We start from the raw sequence: 14,979 nt of genomic DNA on the forward strand, positions 1-14,979 counted from the left end.
GAACACCACTCAAGGCAGGCTACGCTACGAATAAGATTCCCTCGCTCCTATTACGTAGGTTCATACCCCAGTCCATGGTAATTGCTTTGGCTAAGACTTACCACAGAGATGGGCCTCCGCGGAAGCAGGGTCATCGCCCACATGCCTTTGTGGATCGCCCTGCAACCTTAACTCCCAGCACCGACCCAAGGCTGGGCGCCTCAAGCCGACACAAGGAACTTCATCGATGTGCCCTTTAGCGGATTTTTAGGCCCGCCTTCAGAAACGGAGAACCGACTAGAATACTGCACCATTCCCATTGTAATTTTAATGTTAACATAAATTTATATTTCTTTCAATCATAAAAGTTAAGATTCTCTATCACTTACATATATTAAAAACTGCTTAAGTATAGTTGAGTCAACATTGGCATCTATTAGTGCCTCGTTTGCTTTGGTCACATACGCTTGTTTCTTATTTATTGCACCTTCCAAACCTAAAAGCTTTGGATACGTGCTTTTTAAATTCAGTTCATCACTACCAATTGGTTTACCTATTTGTTCGGCATCACCAGTAACATCTAATATATCGTCCTGCACTTGAAATATCAATCCAAGATATGCCGCAAATTCTTTTATTGCATGTAATTGGTCATTATTTGCTCCACCGATATACGCACCAATTTCTAGCGCAAAATAAAGTAGTTGTCCTGTCTTTAATTGATGAATCGTTTCTAATTCTTCCAGTTCAATTTCTTTATTTTCTGCTTCCATATCAAGAGATTGTCCAGCAACCATTCCTTTGGGACCACTAACCTCAGCCAAACGTTTTAAAACGAATAATCTCTGTGTTTCTGTTAATTGCTCATCTGAAGCAATAAGTTCAAAGCTATAAGTTAGTAGAGCATCGCCAGCCAAGATAGCTGTTGCCTCATCAAAAACACGATGATTAGTTGGCATTCCCCTTCTTAAATCATCATTATCCATAGCCGGCAGGTCATCATGTATTAACGAATATGTATGAATCATTTCCAAAGCTAAAGCCGCATTTAATACTTGCTGATCCGTTCCACCATACGCTTCACAGCTTGCTATCATTAATAATGGACGAAGTCTTTTTCCACCCGCTTTGATGGAATAGAGCATGGATTCTTTTAATCGATCTGGAATCGATAATCCAGCAACTTTATTAATTAGTTCATCTGTAATCATTTTTTCTTTATCGTTGATAAATGTTGCCAAATCCTGTGTCACCTATTCATCCTCCTGCATCTCAAATGACTCGGTCTCCCCCTGCTCATTCATAATTTGCGTCATTTGTTTTTCAAAATTCGTTAATTTATCACTACATATTTTTGAATAACGCATACCTTCTTGATAATATTGAATTGCCTTTTCTAACGGGACTTCTCCCTCTTCTAACTTCTCAACAATTTCTTCTAATTGGTTCATCGCTTCTTCAAAAGTCAATTCTTTATCCGTCATTCTTTTCATCCTCCTCTATACCATACACATGACAATCAATCATTCCATCTTGAAGTTTCACCGCTATATTATCTCCCACTTGCACATCACTATTTGATTGAATGACAGAACCTTGCTCCGTATATGCAATGGAATAACCTCTTTTCATCGTATGAAGGGGACTAAGTAAGTTTAGTTTATCAACCTTACTTATAAAATCTTGTTTGTAATGCGTAAGAAGTCCATCCATCGCTCGCTTGTGTCGCTTTAATAACTGTGTAACATCTTTTTGATTAATTTCAAGTTGTTTGTTAGGATGCTGATTTCTTAAACGAAGAAAATTCTGGGCAAATTGATTCTGCTTATTTTTAACTATATCTAAGCTAGTTTTTGATAATTTATCAATCAGTTTATCTAACTCCTGCTCTTTTTGATTAATAAGTTGTGCAGGATAACGAAAGGCATAACTTTTTTGTAATCGCTCCAGCTTATTACCAAATTCTTCAATACGATAAGCTAAAGATCGGTTAATGGCTTGTGTTAGATTCGTGATTTTTTGATCAACATCTTCTTTTGAAGGAACAGCTAATTCTGCCGCTCCTGTTGGTGTAGCTGCCCGAACATCAGCAACAAAATCAGCAATGGTTATATCCGTTTCATGTCCAACCCCGGATATAACTGGTAAATTTGAATGAACGATTGCTCTTGCGACTCGCTCATCATTAAAACCCCACAACTCTTCTATAGAGCCCCCTCCACGTCCAACAATTAAAAGTTCTAATGGAACGTCACAAACATTTGCTTGTTTAATGGCTGCTACAATAGAACTTGGAGCATGTTCTCCTTGAACAAGTGCTGGAAAAATAGTGATAGCAGCAATTGGATAGCGTCGTTTGATTGTTATTAAAATATCCCTAACTGCTGCACCTGTTGGAGAAGTTACAATACCAATATGTTGCGGATAAGGTGGTAATGATTTTTTTAAAGATGGATCAAACAGGCCTTCATTATGTAGTTTTTCTTTTAACTGTTCAAACGCAACATGTAAGGCCCCAATTCCATCTGGCTCCATCTCTTGAATATACAATTGGTACTGTCCTTGTGGTTCATATACACTAACCTGACCTTTAATTAAGACCTGCATGCCATTCTCAGGCATAAACTTCAATGAACGATTATTACCAGCAAACATCACTGCATTTACGCGTGAATGATCATCTTTAATCGTTAAATACATATGCCCTCTACTATGATGTTTAAAATTTGATATTTCACCTTTTAGCCATACCTCTTTAAGATGTTTATCCAATTCAAATTTCCGTTTTATATACCTAGTCAGTGCAGTAACAGTTAGATAATTATCTTGCATAGTTGTCAACTACCCTTTTGCATGTGCTGATTTTGCAGACTGAATAGTATTATGTAGCAACATGGTAATTGTCATTGGACCAACACCACCAGGAACAGGGGTAATATATGATGCTTTCTCTTTAGCAGAATCAAAGTGAACGTCACCAACTAATTTGCCACTTTCGTTTCTGTTAACCCCAACATCTACAACAATTGCGCCCTCTTTTATTTGATCACCATGTATAAATGTTTCTTTCCCTACAGCAACAATTAAGATATCTGCCATTTTTATAAGTTCATCCATGTTGTTTGTTCTTGAATGGCAATACGTTACCGTTGCATTCTCATTTAAAAGTAATTGTCCAACAGGTTTCCCTACAATATTACTTCGTCCAACGATTACCGCATGTTTACCTTCGATTGTAATATCCTTCGATTTTAGCATAGTAATAATCCCAAAAGGCGTGCATGGTAAAAATGTATCTTTACCTGTTAGCATTCTTCCTACACTAATTGGATGAAATCCATCTACATCTTTACTTGGATCTATTGCTTCAATAATTGTCTGTTCTTCAATATGTTTAGGTAATGGCAGTTGCACTAATATACCGTTCACGGTTTGATCTTGATTAAGCTTATCAATTAATTCCAACAACGTTTGTTCTGATGTTTCGTTTGGTAGCTCAATCAAATCAGCATCAACACCAACGAAATCAGATGCCTTTTGTTTGCCTTTGACATATGATTTTGAAGCCGGATCCTCTCCAATTAAAATAACAGTTAATTTTGGGATAATCCCCTGTTCCTTTAACTTACTAACCTCTTGCTTCATGTTTAACCGTAACTCCTGTGCCAACTCTTTTCCGTATATGATCTCTGCACCCATTTATACGTCCCCCTATTTGATCATTTTTGATAACACACCATTAATAAACTTTCCTGATTTCTCATCCCCATAAACATGTGCCAACTCAATCGCTTCATTGATAGCTACTCCATGCGGTGTATCGATATCATAAAACATTTCGTATGTGGCAATTCTTAATAATGTTTTCTCTACTGTGGCCAATCGATTTAAACTCCATTTTTCTAAGTGGTTTGATATCCTTTGATCAACTTCTGTTTTGTTTTGAAACACACCATAAACAAGACTATCTAAAAAATCAGATGCTGCTTCTTCATCTAGTAATTGTTCCTTTGATTCATTTGGATCAAAATTTTCATTATCTATTGAAAAAAGGATTTGAAAAGCCTTTTCCCTTGCATTCCTTCGATTCATTTTCATTCTCCTTGCTAATATTCACACATCATATGCTATTAATATTTTTAACTACATCATAACGAATCCAAACATAAAAAGCTATACTTGTTTAATAAAATCACATTTTCACATAGTAAAATGTGACGCTAATCAGTGGAAAACGTCTGATTTAATCAAACACGAAAAGACCTTGTCAGAGAGGAGTTCTCTTTCAAGGTCTTTCCAATGAATCTACGCTTCTTCGTTCGTATCTTCTTTCAATTCCATCTGTACACCAACAACGTGAACATTAATCTCTTCAATTTCAAGAGCCGTCATGTTTTTTAAGGCCTGCCTAATATTTTCTTGAATTTTCTTTGCTACAGTAGGAATTGTCTTACCATAATCTAATACAACAAACACGTCGATCTTCACACCCGTATCTGTTAATTCAACTTTAATTCCTTTACCGTGCGATTTTTTCCCGAATCTCTCCACAACACCTGATGCGAAATTTCCGCGAGTAGAGGAAACGCCATCTACTTCATTTGTTGCAATACCTGCGATTACTTCAATTACTACCGGAGCAATTTCTACTTTTCCCAAATTCACATCTTCACTTACATTTAATACTGGATAATCACTCATTAAGGCTCACTCCTTTTGAGTTTTTAATGGGAATAACAATTAATTTTATTCTTCTTCTATTATAGTATATTTCTCAAGAAATTTTGTATTAAAATCCCCATTATTAAAAACTGGATGTTCCATCATTTTATAATGAAAAGGAATAGTAGTCGAAATACCTTCTACCACAAATTCACTAAGAGCCCGTTTCATTCGATCAATTGCTTCTTTTCGTGTTGATCCATAAGTAATTAATTTAGCAATCATTGAATCATAATACGGGGAAATCGTATAACCTGGATAAGCTGCTGAATCCACGCGTACACCTAAACCACCAGGTGGTAAATACATTTGAATCTTTCCAGGAGATGGCATAAAATCTTTCCAAGGATCTTCAGCATTAATTCGGCATTCGATTGCCCACCCCTGAAAAGTTACCTCTTCTTGTGTTAGAGATAATTGTTCATTATTTGCAACTTTAATTTGCTCTTTAATCAAATCTACACCAGTAACCATTTCAGTAACTGGATGCTCCACTTGGATACGTGTATTCATTTCCATGAAATAAAAGCTTTGTTCTGCTTTGTCAAAAATAAATTCTATTGTTCCTGCTCCTGAATAATTTACAGCTTTAGCTGCTTTAACAGCTGCCTCTCCCATTTGTTTACGAATAGAGTCTGTAATAGCAGGTGATGGTGTTTCTTCGATTAATTTTTGCAAACGACGTTGAATGGAACAATCTCTTTCCCCTAAATGTATCACATTCCCATGATTATCTGCCAATACTTGGATTTCCACATGGGAAAAATCTTCAATAAATTTTTCAAGATATACACCTGGATTACCAAATGCTTTTTCTGCTTCTTGTTGTGTAACACGTAAACCTTTAATCAATTCTTGCTCATTGCGGGCAATGCGGATTCCTTTTCCACCACCACCAGCAGTTGCTTTAATGATTAACGGGTAACCAATTTCCTCTGCAATATGGATTGCTTCTTCTTCATTTTCTATAATCCCCTCGGACCCAGGAACAATTGGTACACCTGCCTGTTTCATTGTTTCTCTTGCAACATCTTTTGTGCCCATTTTCTGAATGGCATACGCACTCGGTCCTACAAATGTAATATTACACTGTGCACATATTTCTGCAAAGTCAGCATTTTCTGATAAAAACCCGTAACCCGGGTGAATAGCATCCACCTCAGTTAACGTAGCGACACTCATAATATTGGTAAAGTTCAAATAACTATCTTTACTAAATCGCGGGCCAATACAATAGGATTCATCTGCCAATTGAACATGCAAAGCTTCCTCATCGGCTTCTGAATAAATTGCCACCGTTTCTATTCCCATTTCCTTACAAGCGCGAATAATTCGAACAGCAATTTCTCCACGATTAGCAACTAAAAGTTTCTTAATCATGTTCTCTCCCCTTACTTCGTCTTCACTCGGAATAATGGTTGACCGTACTCTACAAGCTCGCCATTCTCAACAAGTATCTCAACAATTTCTCCTGTTACTTCTGCTTCAATCTCATTAAATAACTTCATTGCTTCAACAATACATACGACTGTATCTGGACCTATTTTGTCTCCCACAGAAACAAACGCATCTTGATCAGGAGAAGATGAACTATAAAAAGTACCTACCATCGGTGAAGTGATTTCATAGTCACCTGCTGCTACTTGTATTGGTTGATTTTGAACCGCATTGACCTCTTGCGTTGTGGAAACATTTTCTTGAATTTGATCTACTACAGGCTGTTTTACCGGCGTAGATTGTGACGGTTGAACAACTTGTTGTTCCACTTGTTTTTTTAATTTTACCTTTGCACCATCTACTTCATATGTAAATTCGTTAATGGACGATGCATCAATTGTTTCTATTAAAGATTTAATTTCTTCTATTTTTAACATAATAAACACCTCTTTTATAATTGAATAGCAAATACATTTTTGCAAATTTAAGAACAGGTACTAATATTTCCTCTTAACATTTTACGAAATCAATGCTAAAACTGCAACTATTCATTTTAGAAACTTACATAGTTAGTAAATTAATCATAACATAAAACGATTACTGCTAGGAAATATAAAACGTTTCTGTATTAAAAAAATAGGCTATTCGCCAATGCGAACAACCTATTTTGATCGGAATAATTATTTGTACTAATCCTCAGGTTTGAACTTCACTTCTACATTTACTCTTCCAAATTCATCATAAACCATTTGCATAATATTGTTTGCTTCCACATCCGATAACTCTTGAGCGTTCACTGTAACGATAACACTGTTATCCTTTGTTCTGACAAGTACGTCGCTATAATTATTTTCAGATTTCAAGGTTTCTTCTATGATTAATTCCTTTGAAGAAATATGATCAATTTCTTCCATTTCATCATAGGCTTCATTCTTTTCTTCTGTTGAGGTTGAGCTAGAAGCTATAATTTCTCTTAATTGCTCCATCCGATTACTTCTCGTTTCTGCAAGATCCATACGAATCATAGTAAATAACTCATCTGAACCATCTGTATTCTGATTGACAATATCAACATTACCCTCGGATTCATTCTCCACTGCACCCTCATCAACATTTCCAGTTGTCGTTTCCTCATTTGTTATTTCCTCATTAATAAAAGCAAAATCTCCATCAGCATTGGAATTCATGTAATACACGCTTAACACAATCATAAGACTTAACATTGTTAACAACCAAACTGTTTGTTTTTTTAACATTATGATTCCTCCCCATTATTTTTTGGCATAATTGATATTCGATGAACTGGAACATCTAACACGCGGGACACTGCTTCTGATACCCATTGTTTGATCTCCATGTGCTCCACACCTTTTGCAACGACTAGAACCCCTCTAACTTCTGGTCTTCTAGTTTGAATTAATAAAGGTACTTCTTGCTCTCCTTGCCTAACAATAACTGTTTGTTGTTCTTCTGTTGCATCTTCTATATGTCGCTCTCCACCATTTTGATCTGTTTCTTCCGTTGTCTGTGTTCCGATGATTAAATTTTTTTCATATACTTGTTCTTGCGTAGCTTCTAACGTAACCATTACTTCTACACCAGAAACACCATCTATTTTTTCAAGCAAGGCTTGGAGTTCTGTTTCATATTCTTTCTCCACTTCATCCACATTAGAAGTTTTTTTATTTTTTTGGGAAAAAGTCGCTTCTTCATTTCTACTTTCTATTAGCTGTTGGTTTTGGGTTAGATCATTTTGCTGTGGATCACTCTGATTTTGAAACATATTTCCTACTAATAGAACAAGGACACCAATTAATCCAATGATTAGGATGTACCCTGTTTTTGTTGGCTTAGATCCATCTTCCGTTTTTAACTTTAATTTTGAAAAAATTTTTTTGAAAGGATTATTCATTATTTTTCTCCCTTCTTGATAACATCCAATTGCTCTGGTTTAACTTCCCATTGCTCTGCCAAATAGTCACTTACTTCTTGTAAGGTTTCATCATTTGATTGATTATTTTGAGCATGTTCGTTACCAATAACAACTTCTTTCACTTCACTTTTTTTCGTGTTTTCTTGTACCTCTACATAAATAGATGCTTGTGCTAATGTATCCGCTGTTATGTTTTCATTGGAACGAAACTGTACATTTAATATTTCCATACCATAATTTTCTATCAACCCCTCTTCCACTTGTTTTTTCATTTGGACAATCAGCTCTTCTTCAACATATGCATCTTGGGAGGCTTGTATTTCTATTTTCTTGTTTTCAATTTGATTTTTTAATTGATTTTCATTTAAAGACTGTTCAAAAGTATTGATAGATTGTGATATAGCTTGATTTATATTCATATTAAATAATTGAAAAAGTGGATGTAAAAACATCAGTAAGAATAAAAATGACAAAACAATATGTACATATTTTCTCATCGCTGTTTGAGGTAATAACATTTCAACTATTAATACTAGAAACAAAAATAATACCAGTCGAGTGATCCACATAATAAAATATTCCATAATAGCAAACGCCCTTTCCACTATCGAAGCATTAGCGTTATATTACTAGCAATTACTATAATCACGATCATTAAAAAGAACATGAGAGAAACAGTTAACAATGCTGCAAATAAATATAAAATGTGTTTGCTCATAATATCTAAACACTTTAAAACAGGACCATTTCCTAGAGGTTGTATGATGGCGATTGATATTTTATAAATAAAAGAAATAACAAAGATTTTTATTGCAGGGAAAAGGACAATTACAATTAAAATAATGACACCTACGATGCCAACAGCATTTTTCAAAAGTAAAGAGGCACTTAATACCGTGTCCGTAGCATCTGTAAATAATTTCCCTACTACAGGGATGAAATTACCAGTAACAAATTTCGTTGTTTTCATTGCTACTCCGTCTTGAATAGCAGATGTAGCTCCTTGTACAGAAACAACACTTAGAAAGATAGTTAGTAATATACCCAACAGTGCTAATCCCGTGTTCTTCAATAGCTGTGCTAACTTTGTTACTTGAAATGAATCATTGAGTGCACTTACCATCTGTAATATAGCTGAAATAAAAAATAGAGGTATAATTAAATAATTAATAAGCAATACAGTAATGTGCATACAGGAAACAATAATTGGATGAAAAAAGGATACAGCTGTTAAACTACCAAATGACGCCATTAAACCTAGCATTAACGGTAACAAAGCCACCATAAAATCGCGCATTTGCATGACTGTTTCAGTTACATAGGAAGATGCAACTTGAAAGCTTTGCATAGCCAATACAAATAAAACGAGGATGACAACCAAATCAGATACCTTACTAACTGTGCTAGATTCAAATGAATTTTGGATCATGTGTAATACAATCGAACAAAGCGAAAGTACAATAAGTGTGCCTAATAATTCTCCACTGGCTAGTATTTCGTATCCGATATAAGTAATTATCGCTTTAAACCAATCTTTCATAGATAATATATTCTGATCTTGCAAGAATTGACGAAGCGAAACACCTTGTAAATCAGGTAAATATGCCCCATAATCCGTTTTTATGTTTTCCCAGAATTCATTGGTATCTTGTAAAGAAACTTCCTCCAATAATTGATTATTTGATAAATTCCGATCTGTATCAGCCGAATCGTTTGAAGCTGCAAATACAAGTTGATTTGCCATTAAATAAATGCCACATATAACGATTAAAATCAGTATTTTTTTTAACCAACTACCCATGCGTGTTCCCCGCTTTTTTTACTTATTGCGGCAAAAATCCTATTATTGTTTCAATTACAGCTGATATAATTGGCACCGCTAGTACAATAATAAATAGTTTACCTGCTAATTCTATTTTTGCAGCGACTGATGATAAACCTGCATCTCTTGTAATATGCGCTCCGAATTCTGCAACATAGGAAATACCGATAATCTGTAAAATGGTATTAAGGTACGTATCATTTATGTTTGCGCGACTACTAATCGATCGTATTAATTCAAACACAGCAGAAACGTAATCCATTACAATAAAAAATATAATAATTGAAGTAAATATAATAATAAATAATGCAAATGTTGGTTTCTGTTCTTTTATTAAGAGTACTAATAGACTAGCGACAATCCCTATGGATACTATTTGTATAATCATCATGTTCTAGCTATCCTTGATATAAAAATACCGACTTAATTTCTTGAAATAAATCAGAAATTCCATTTATCACAAATAGAAGCACAATGATAAAGCCTACAATACTAGCAAATTGTGCATACTCCTCTTTTCCCATTTGTTTTAAAATCGTGTGAATCATAGCAACAATAATACCTATTCCAGCAATTTGAAACAAAATAGAAGCATCTTGGTACATCGTTATACCCCTTTCTAAATTAGAAGTAAGACAATAAACAACCCTGCTAAAAAGCCTAGACTTTTTACCATCTTACTGTAACGATGTTGATCATCTAAAGCATCTTCTAAGATTCTGTCTAGATGTGTTAGTGCTAATTGAATGTGTTTTTTTTGTTGTGTGATATCATGTTGACCTAACGTTTTTCCAAATTGAATCAATACTTCCTTCTCTTCATAACCTAAAGCACTGTGGCTAATTAAATGATCTACACATTTCGACCATAAAATAGCTAACTCGCTTGTCCCCTTCTTTAATGCCTGATGTAATGTCCGAAAAAAATTTGCTATCGGCTCAGGGCTCTGATTGGCTATATGCCAAAATGCATCCATTAAAGGAGCATGACTATACACAATTTCTGCTTCCATTGTTTGTAATGCACTTTTTAACTGTCTGATTTGTTTAGGCCGATTATTTAGTTGAGATGCGATTTCGAACCCAATCCATGTTGTTGCTATTACTAATAGAAGTGCCCCTATCCATTTCATTTTTTTCATACCTCTGCTTTCTCATCAGATCATTACCATCGCTATCTAGCATTTGAAAAACAGTACCTGGCTTAGCTGTTTTCTTTAAAACAATGAACCGGTCAAACATCTTTGATTTAAATAGGGGTTGAAACGATATTCTTTTTTTTAGATCATTTAATGAACTACCATGTGCACTACACATAAGTTTCACCCCAGCGTGTAACGCTTCTTGAATTGCTATTACATCTTCTTCACTCCCGATCTCATCAACAACAATTACATTGGGTGACATCGAACGGATTAGCATCATCACACCTTCAGCTTTTGGACATGCATCTAGCACGTCCGTTCGATCACCAACATTATGTTGTGGAATGCCATCAACGCAACCAGATAATTCAGAGCGTTCATCTACAATACCAACTTTTACAGGAGCAACATGTTTCCAACCAGAACTAATTAATCGTGACATATCTCGTAATAACGTAGTTTTTCCTGTTTGGGGAGGGCCAATGATTAACGTATTACAATAGTCTTGATCAAATAGATACTTGATATAAGGAGAGGCAACACCTATTTTTTCTTTAGCAATACGTACATTAAAAAATGTAATATCCTTTATAGCTTTCACCTTGCCATAACTTGTATTTACTTTACCCGCTAATCCGATTCGATGGCCGCCCCGAATAGTTACATAACCTTTCTTTAATTCTTCTTCCATTCGATAGAGAGAAAATTGAGAAATTTGATTGATTAAAAAAATACCATCTTGTTTGTTTGCAATTAGATCATTCATCCACTCGGTATGGCTATCAAATATTATCTCAATTGGTTGATTTATACGAATGCGTATTTCTTGTAAAGCACTCCACCTATCACCGATTTTCTTGGACAGTTTATTTTTTAATGGTTCTGAGAATAATGACATAATTTCTTCTATCATTTAAACGCTTCCTTCTCTAGTGCTTCTTTATAGTCATTGTATGCTTGTCTGCATTTGTTATGACTGAAATGACTAACGAAAACTATATTAAAATTCAAAAAAAGAGTTGCCTATTAGATAGACAACTCTTTTCACAAACAAAGTATTATTTATTTTATGCTCTTGATACGTACTTACCATCACTTGTATTAATTAAAAGCACATCGCCTTCGTTAATAAAGAAAGGCACTTGCACAATTAGACCTGTTTCTAACGTTGCCGGTTTCGTACCGCCACTTGCAGTATCTCCTTTGATACCCGGTTCTGTTTCTGTTACTTCTAGTTCCACGTTATTCGGCAAGTCTACACCGATTGTTTCCCCTTGATAAGTCATAATATTGACTTCCATATTTTCTTTCAAAAATTTTAATTGATATTCAATTTGGTTTGTTTGTAATTCTAACTGCTCATACGTTTGTGTATCCATGAAAGTATGTACATCACCAGCAGCATATAAATATTGCATTTTACGATTCTCAATGTGCGCTTTATTTACTTTTTCACCTGCACGGAATGTTTTTTCTTGAATGTTACCATTACGAAGATTACGCAATTTAGAACGAACGAAGGCAGCACCTTTTCCTGGCTTCACATGTTGAAATTCTACCACTTGCCAAATTCCGTTATCCACTTCGATTGTCAGACCAGTCTTAAAATCATTAACTGAAATCATGTTATTTCCTCCCTGATTCTCTCTTTTCTAACCAAATTCATTTTAATGCCTTATAATATAATAAGTTCTTTTGGTGAATGATTCAACCTCTCATTACCATCTTTCTTAACAATAATGTCATCTTCAATTCTACAACCACCAATATTCGGAACATATATACCAGGTTCAACTGTTACAATCATGCCTTCTTCAAGAAATTGATTTGATTTAAACGAAAGTGCTGGTTGCTCATGCACTTCTAGACCAAGACCATGGCCAGTTGAGTGTCCGAAATATTCACCATATCCTTTTTCTGTAATATAATCTCTTGTTAACGCATCTGCTTCTTTACCAGTCATACCAGCTTTAATCCCATTAACACCCTTTAATTGCGCTTGTAATACAGTATCATAGATTTCCTTTAATTGATCTGATATTTCTCCTACCGCCACCGTACGGGTTATATCTGAGCAGTAACCACCATACAATGCTCCGAAATCCATTGTTACTAACTCACCATTTTCGATTTTTTTATTCGACGCAACACCATGTGGCAGTGCAGAACGATAACCAGATGCAACAATTATATCAAAACTTGATGATGTTGCACCTTGCTTTCGCATATAAAATTCTAACTCATTGGATATTTCTATTTCCGTAACACCAGGTTTAATGACAGTAAGAATATGCTCAAATGCAGCATCCGCTATTCTAGCAGCTTCTTTTAGTACGCTAATTTCATCTTCTGTCTTTATCAGGCGAATTGTTTCAACCATTCCCTCTGTAGGAATCCATTCCACTTCCGCTTCTTTTTCATATTGCTCATACATGGCATATGTAACATTTGATTTTTCAAAACCAATGCGCTTGATACCTAATGTTCTTAATTGACTAGCAACTTCTTTAATAATAGGTTGCTTATGTTCAATAATTTCAAACGATGGTGCTTGATCACTTGCTTGTTGCGTATAACGAAAGTCAGTGATTAATCGTTCTTTTTCTTCGGTAATTAATAGCACACCAGCAGAGCCAGTAAAACCTGACATATATCTTCGATTGAACGGATTGGTAATCAATAAAGCATCTAACTTATTTTCATTTAAAACAGCTCTGAGTTTTTCAATTTTTCCCATCTCTTTCCCTCCATTGTAAATAAACTGATTATTTTTATTATTATATGCTTGTACAAGTTTATCACAAATAGCGGGATTTGTTTATTTTTCCTTTTTTAGCTTTTGATTAAAAAGCTCATTCTATTGTAATACATTAGATATTTTTCTTGGTAACCCTATCTAAATAGTCGTATGATATGGAATATCCAATAAATATGCCATATAATAAGAATAAACAGATGGTTGTAACAATTGTATCACTATCTAATTGCGGTAAAGGTTTTATATTAGGAAAAATAGGTAACAACGCATAGAAAACAACTCCCCATAATAATAGACCAAATAGAAAACTAGGTAACAATCCCCTTGTTTTTCTTAAAAATAAGTAATAAACGATAGCTACTAATAATGAGATTATTCCCATCCCTAATATAGAAAGGACATTAGCTAACCAAGTATTGGTCCAATCAGCATCTAACCAAGATCGAATTAAAAATGTAGCAGGGGAAAAACTTGTGAAATGAAAATAACTTGCAATCCACCCAATAAAACTCCAAAATACACCACCAAAGAAACCCGTTGTCAATGTTCTGGCCATTATAGAAACAGGTTGTTCTCGCTTATTTTGCTCTAATTGTTTTTTTGCTCCCATTATCTATCACCTCTATCGTATAGAATGAACAGGAAAATGAAAAAATATGCTTAGAATTAAAATTTCGATCGAACTAGATTATTTGGTATATTATTCATAGAGTACGCTATACTAAAGAATAGATTGAACTCATTTTCACTTAATCATACTAGAATGAATAAACAGGAAGGATGAGGCGTATGTTCGGACAAAAAAAACACCCTTTATGGTTTTATCTTCTCATTGCACTGGCTGTAATCGGATTGGCGAGTCAATTATTGACTAACACAGCGACATTTTTTTCATCCATTTTAATGATAGTTGGAACAGCAGTACTTTTGTATGGAGTAGTTTATTTTTTCTTTTTCAAAAGAAAAAATACAACTGAACTAAAAAAATACAAAAAAGCTGTAAAACAATCTAGGAAAAGAAAAAGACACATGACTACAATAAGTCAAGTTAAAAACAAACAAAGTAAACATAGTAACCTAACAAAAAAACATCGTGATCACAAAAACATCCCTCATTTACGAGTGATTGATGGAAAAAAATCAAAAAGAAAAGATCGTGCTACATTCTAGTAGACGATCTTTCT

Annotated in this window: 20 protein-coding genes; 1 reads left to right on the forward strand and 19 read right to left on the reverse strand. The window is 34.7% G+C overall.

Features of this window, described 5'->3' with window-relative positions:
• Positions 1–347 precede the first annotated feature (347 nt).
• The 19 genes from BN1058_RS05020 to BN1058_RS05110 all read right to left on the reverse strand — a co-directional run bounded on the left by BN1058_RS05020 (position 348) and on the right by BN1058_RS05110 (position 14,405).
• Positions 348–1,232 (reverse strand): polyprenyl synthetase family protein, encoded by an 885-nt coding sequence (locus tag BN1058_RS05020; protein ID WP_255306996.1) that lies wholly within the window; start codon positions 1,230–1,232, stop codon positions 348–350.
• Positions 1,233–1,463, reverse strand: coding sequence for an exodeoxyribonuclease VII small subunit (gene xseB / locus BN1058_RS05025; RefSeq protein WP_090853762.1), 231 nt, complete (start codon positions 1,461–1,463; stop codon positions 1,233–1,235). It abuts the gene before it with no gap.
• Positions 1,453–2,811 carry an exodeoxyribonuclease VII large subunit gene (xseA, locus tag BN1058_RS05030; RefSeq protein WP_090853765.1) on the reverse strand — a complete coding sequence of 453 codons (1,359 nt, stop codon included), beginning with the start codon at positions 2,809–2,811 and terminating at the stop codon, positions 1,453–1,455. Before xseA ends, xseB begins: the two co-directional genes overlap by 11 nt.
• Before the next feature lie 9 nt (positions 2,812–2,820).
• Entirely contained in the window at positions 2,821–3,678 is an 858-nt protein-coding gene (gene folD, locus BN1058_RS05035; RefSeq protein ID WP_090853768.1) for a bifunctional methylenetetrahydrofolate dehydrogenase/methenyltetrahydrofolate cyclohydrolase FolD, read from the reverse strand.
• Between the two features lie 12 nt (positions 3,679–3,690).
• Positions 3,691–4,071: a transcription antitermination factor NusB gene (gene nusB, locus BN1058_RS05040; protein ID WP_090853771.1), complete on the reverse strand. Its 381-nt coding sequence runs from the start codon at positions 4,069–4,071 to the stop codon at positions 3,691–3,693.
• Between the two features lie 213 nt (positions 4,072–4,284).
• A complete protein-coding gene (locus tag BN1058_RS05045; protein WP_090853774.1) occupies positions 4,285–4,680 on the reverse strand; it encodes an Asp23/Gls24 family envelope stress response protein in 396 nt (131 codons plus the stop codon).
• Positions 4,681–4,725: 45 nt separating this feature from the next.
• Positions 4,726–6,081: an acetyl-CoA carboxylase biotin carboxylase subunit gene (gene accC, locus BN1058_RS05050; RefSeq protein WP_090853777.1), complete on the reverse strand. Its 1,356-nt coding sequence runs from the start codon at positions 6,079–6,081 to the stop codon at positions 4,726–4,728.
• Positions 6,082–6,092: 11 nt separating this feature from the next.
• Positions 6,093–6,575, reverse strand: a complete 483-nt coding sequence (gene accB, locus BN1058_RS05055) for an acetyl-CoA carboxylase biotin carboxyl carrier protein (protein ID WP_090853781.1) — start codon at positions 6,573–6,575, stop codon at positions 6,093–6,095.
• Positions 6,576–6,827: 252 nt separating this feature from the next.
• On the reverse strand, positions 6,828–7,394 hold the full coding sequence (locus BN1058_RS05060) for a SpoIIIAH-like family protein (protein WP_090853784.1): 567 nt from the start codon (positions 7,392–7,394) through the stop codon (positions 6,828–6,830).
• Positions 7,394–8,050 (reverse strand): stage III sporulation protein AG, encoded by a 657-nt coding sequence (spoIIIAG, locus tag BN1058_RS05065; protein ID WP_090853787.1) that lies wholly within the window; start codon positions 8,048–8,050, stop codon positions 7,394–7,396. The genes BN1058_RS05060 and spoIIIAG overlap by 1 nt, the downstream gene beginning before the upstream one ends.
• Positions 8,050–8,655, reverse strand: coding sequence for a stage III sporulation protein AF (gene spoIIIAF / locus BN1058_RS05070; RefSeq protein WP_090853790.1), 606 nt, complete (start codon positions 8,653–8,655; stop codon positions 8,050–8,052). The genes spoIIIAG and spoIIIAF overlap by 1 nt, the downstream gene beginning before the upstream one ends.
• 20 nt (positions 8,656–8,675) lie before the next feature.
• Positions 8,676–9,872, reverse strand: a complete 1,197-nt coding sequence (gene spoIIIAE / locus BN1058_RS05075; RefSeq protein WP_090853793.1) for a stage III sporulation protein AE — start codon at positions 9,870–9,872, stop codon at positions 8,676–8,678.
• A 22-nt stretch (positions 9,873–9,894) separates the two neighbouring features.
• Positions 9,895–10,284 (reverse strand): stage III sporulation protein AD, encoded by a 390-nt coding sequence (gene spoIIIAD, locus BN1058_RS05080; RefSeq protein WP_090853795.1) that lies wholly within the window; start codon positions 10,282–10,284, stop codon positions 9,895–9,897.
• A 7-nt stretch (positions 10,285–10,291) separates the two neighbouring features.
• A complete protein-coding gene (spoIIIAC, locus tag BN1058_RS05085) occupies positions 10,292–10,498 on the reverse strand; it encodes a stage III sporulation protein AC (RefSeq protein ID WP_090853798.1) in 207 nt (68 codons plus the stop codon).
• Between the two features lie 14 nt (positions 10,499–10,512).
• Positions 10,513–11,025 carry a stage III sporulation protein SpoIIIAB gene (spoIIIAB, locus tag BN1058_RS05090; RefSeq protein ID WP_090856001.1) on the reverse strand — a complete coding sequence of 171 codons (513 nt, stop codon included), beginning with the start codon at positions 11,023–11,025 and terminating at the stop codon, positions 10,513–10,515.
• Positions 10,949–11,950 (reverse strand): stage III sporulation protein AA, encoded by a 1,002-nt coding sequence (gene spoIIIAA, locus BN1058_RS05095; protein ID WP_090853801.1) that lies wholly within the window; start codon positions 11,948–11,950, stop codon positions 10,949–10,951. The genes spoIIIAB and spoIIIAA overlap by 77 nt, the downstream gene beginning before the upstream one ends.
• Positions 11,951–12,104: 154 nt before the next feature.
• Entirely contained in the window at positions 12,105–12,662 is a 558-nt protein-coding gene (gene efp / locus BN1058_RS05100; RefSeq protein WP_090853804.1) for an elongation factor P, read from the reverse strand.
• 50 nt (positions 12,663–12,712) lie between these two features.
• The gene (locus BN1058_RS05105) at positions 12,713–13,774 is read right to left on the reverse strand and encodes a M24 family metallopeptidase (RefSeq protein WP_090853807.1); all 1,062 of its coding nucleotides are present in this window, start codon (positions 13,772–13,774) and stop codon (positions 12,713–12,715) included.
• Positions 13,775–13,907: 133 nt separating this feature from the next.
• Positions 13,908–14,405, reverse strand: a complete 498-nt coding sequence (locus BN1058_RS05110; RefSeq protein ID WP_090853809.1) for a YqhR family membrane protein — start codon at positions 14,403–14,405, stop codon at positions 13,908–13,910.
• Between the two features lie 179 nt (positions 14,406–14,584).
• Between BN1058_RS05110 and BN1058_RS05115 the strand changes: the two genes are divergently transcribed.
• Complete coding sequence (locus tag BN1058_RS05115; RefSeq protein WP_090853812.1) at positions 14,585–14,965, forward strand: SA1362 family protein; 381 nt, start codon at positions 14,585–14,587, stop codon at positions 14,963–14,965.
• Positions 14,966–14,979: the final 14 nt, after the last annotated feature.

Source organism: Paraliobacillus sp. PM-2, from assembly GCF_001368815.1.
Classification (GTDB): Bacteria; Bacillota; Bacilli; order Bacillales; family Amphibacillaceae; genus Paraliobacillus.

Coding starts and splice junctions, on each gene's coding strand:
- xseB (WP_090853762.1), bottom strand. CDS start 1,463: ATGACGGATAAAGAATTGACTTTTGAAGAAGCGATGAACCAATTAGAA.
- xseA (WP_090853765.1), bottom strand. CDS start 2,811: ATGCAAGATAATTATCTAACTGTTACTGCACTGACTAGGTATATAAAA.
- folD (WP_090853768.1), bottom strand. CDS start 3,678: ATGGGTGCAGAGATCATATACGGAAAAGAGTTGGCACAGGAGTTACGG.
- nusB (WP_090853771.1), bottom strand. CDS start 4,071: ATGAATCGAAGGAATGCAAGGGAAAAGGCTTTTCAAATCCTTTTTTCA.
- BN1058_RS05045 (WP_090853774.1), bottom strand. CDS start 4,680: ATGAGTGATTATCCAGTATTAAATGTAAGTGAAGATGTGAATTTGGGA.
- accC (WP_090853777.1), bottom strand. CDS start 6,081: ATGATTAAGAAACTTTTAGTTGCTAATCGTGGAGAAATTGCTGTTCGA.
- accB (WP_090853781.1), bottom strand. CDS start 6,575: ATGTTAAAAATAGAAGAAATTAAATCTTTAATAGAAACAATTGATGCA.
- BN1058_RS05060 (WP_090853784.1), bottom strand. CDS start 7,394: ATGTTAAAAAAACAAACAGTTTGGTTGTTAACAATGTTAAGTCTTATG.
- spoIIIAG (WP_090853787.1), bottom strand. CDS start 8,050: ATGAATAATCCTTTCAAAAAAATTTTTTCAAAATTAAAGTTAAAAACG.
- spoIIIAF (WP_090853790.1), bottom strand. CDS start 8,655: ATGGAATATTTTATTATGTGGATCACTCGACTGGTATTATTTTTGTTT.
- spoIIIAE (WP_090853793.1), bottom strand. CDS start 9,872: ATGGGTAGTTGGTTAAAAAAAATACTGATTTTAATCGTTATATGTGGC.
- spoIIIAD (WP_090853795.1), bottom strand. CDS start 10,284: ATGATGATTATACAAATAGTATCCATAGGGATTGTCGCTAGTCTATTA.
- spoIIIAC (WP_090853798.1), bottom strand. CDS start 10,498: ATGTACCAAGATGCTTCTATTTTGTTTCAAATTGCTGGAATAGGTATT.
- spoIIIAB (WP_090856001.1), bottom strand. CDS start 11,025: ATGAAATGGATAGGGGCACTTCTATTAGTAATAGCAACAACATGGATT.
- spoIIIAA (WP_090853801.1), bottom strand. CDS start 11,950: ATGATAGAAGAAATTATGTCATTATTCTCAGAACCATTAAAAAATAAA.
- efp (WP_090853804.1), bottom strand. CDS start 12,662: ATGATTTCAGTTAATGATTTTAAGACTGGTCTGACAATCGAAGTGGAT.
- BN1058_RS05105 (WP_090853807.1), bottom strand. CDS start 13,774: ATGGGAAAAATTGAAAAACTCAGAGCTGTTTTAAATGAAAATAAGTTA.
- BN1058_RS05110 (WP_090853809.1), bottom strand. CDS start 14,405: ATGGGAGCAAAAAAACAATTAGAGCAAAATAAGCGAGAACAACCTGTT.
- BN1058_RS05115 (WP_090853812.1), top strand. CDS start 14,585: ATGTTCGGACAAAAAAAACACCCTTTATGGTTTTATCTTCTCATTGCA.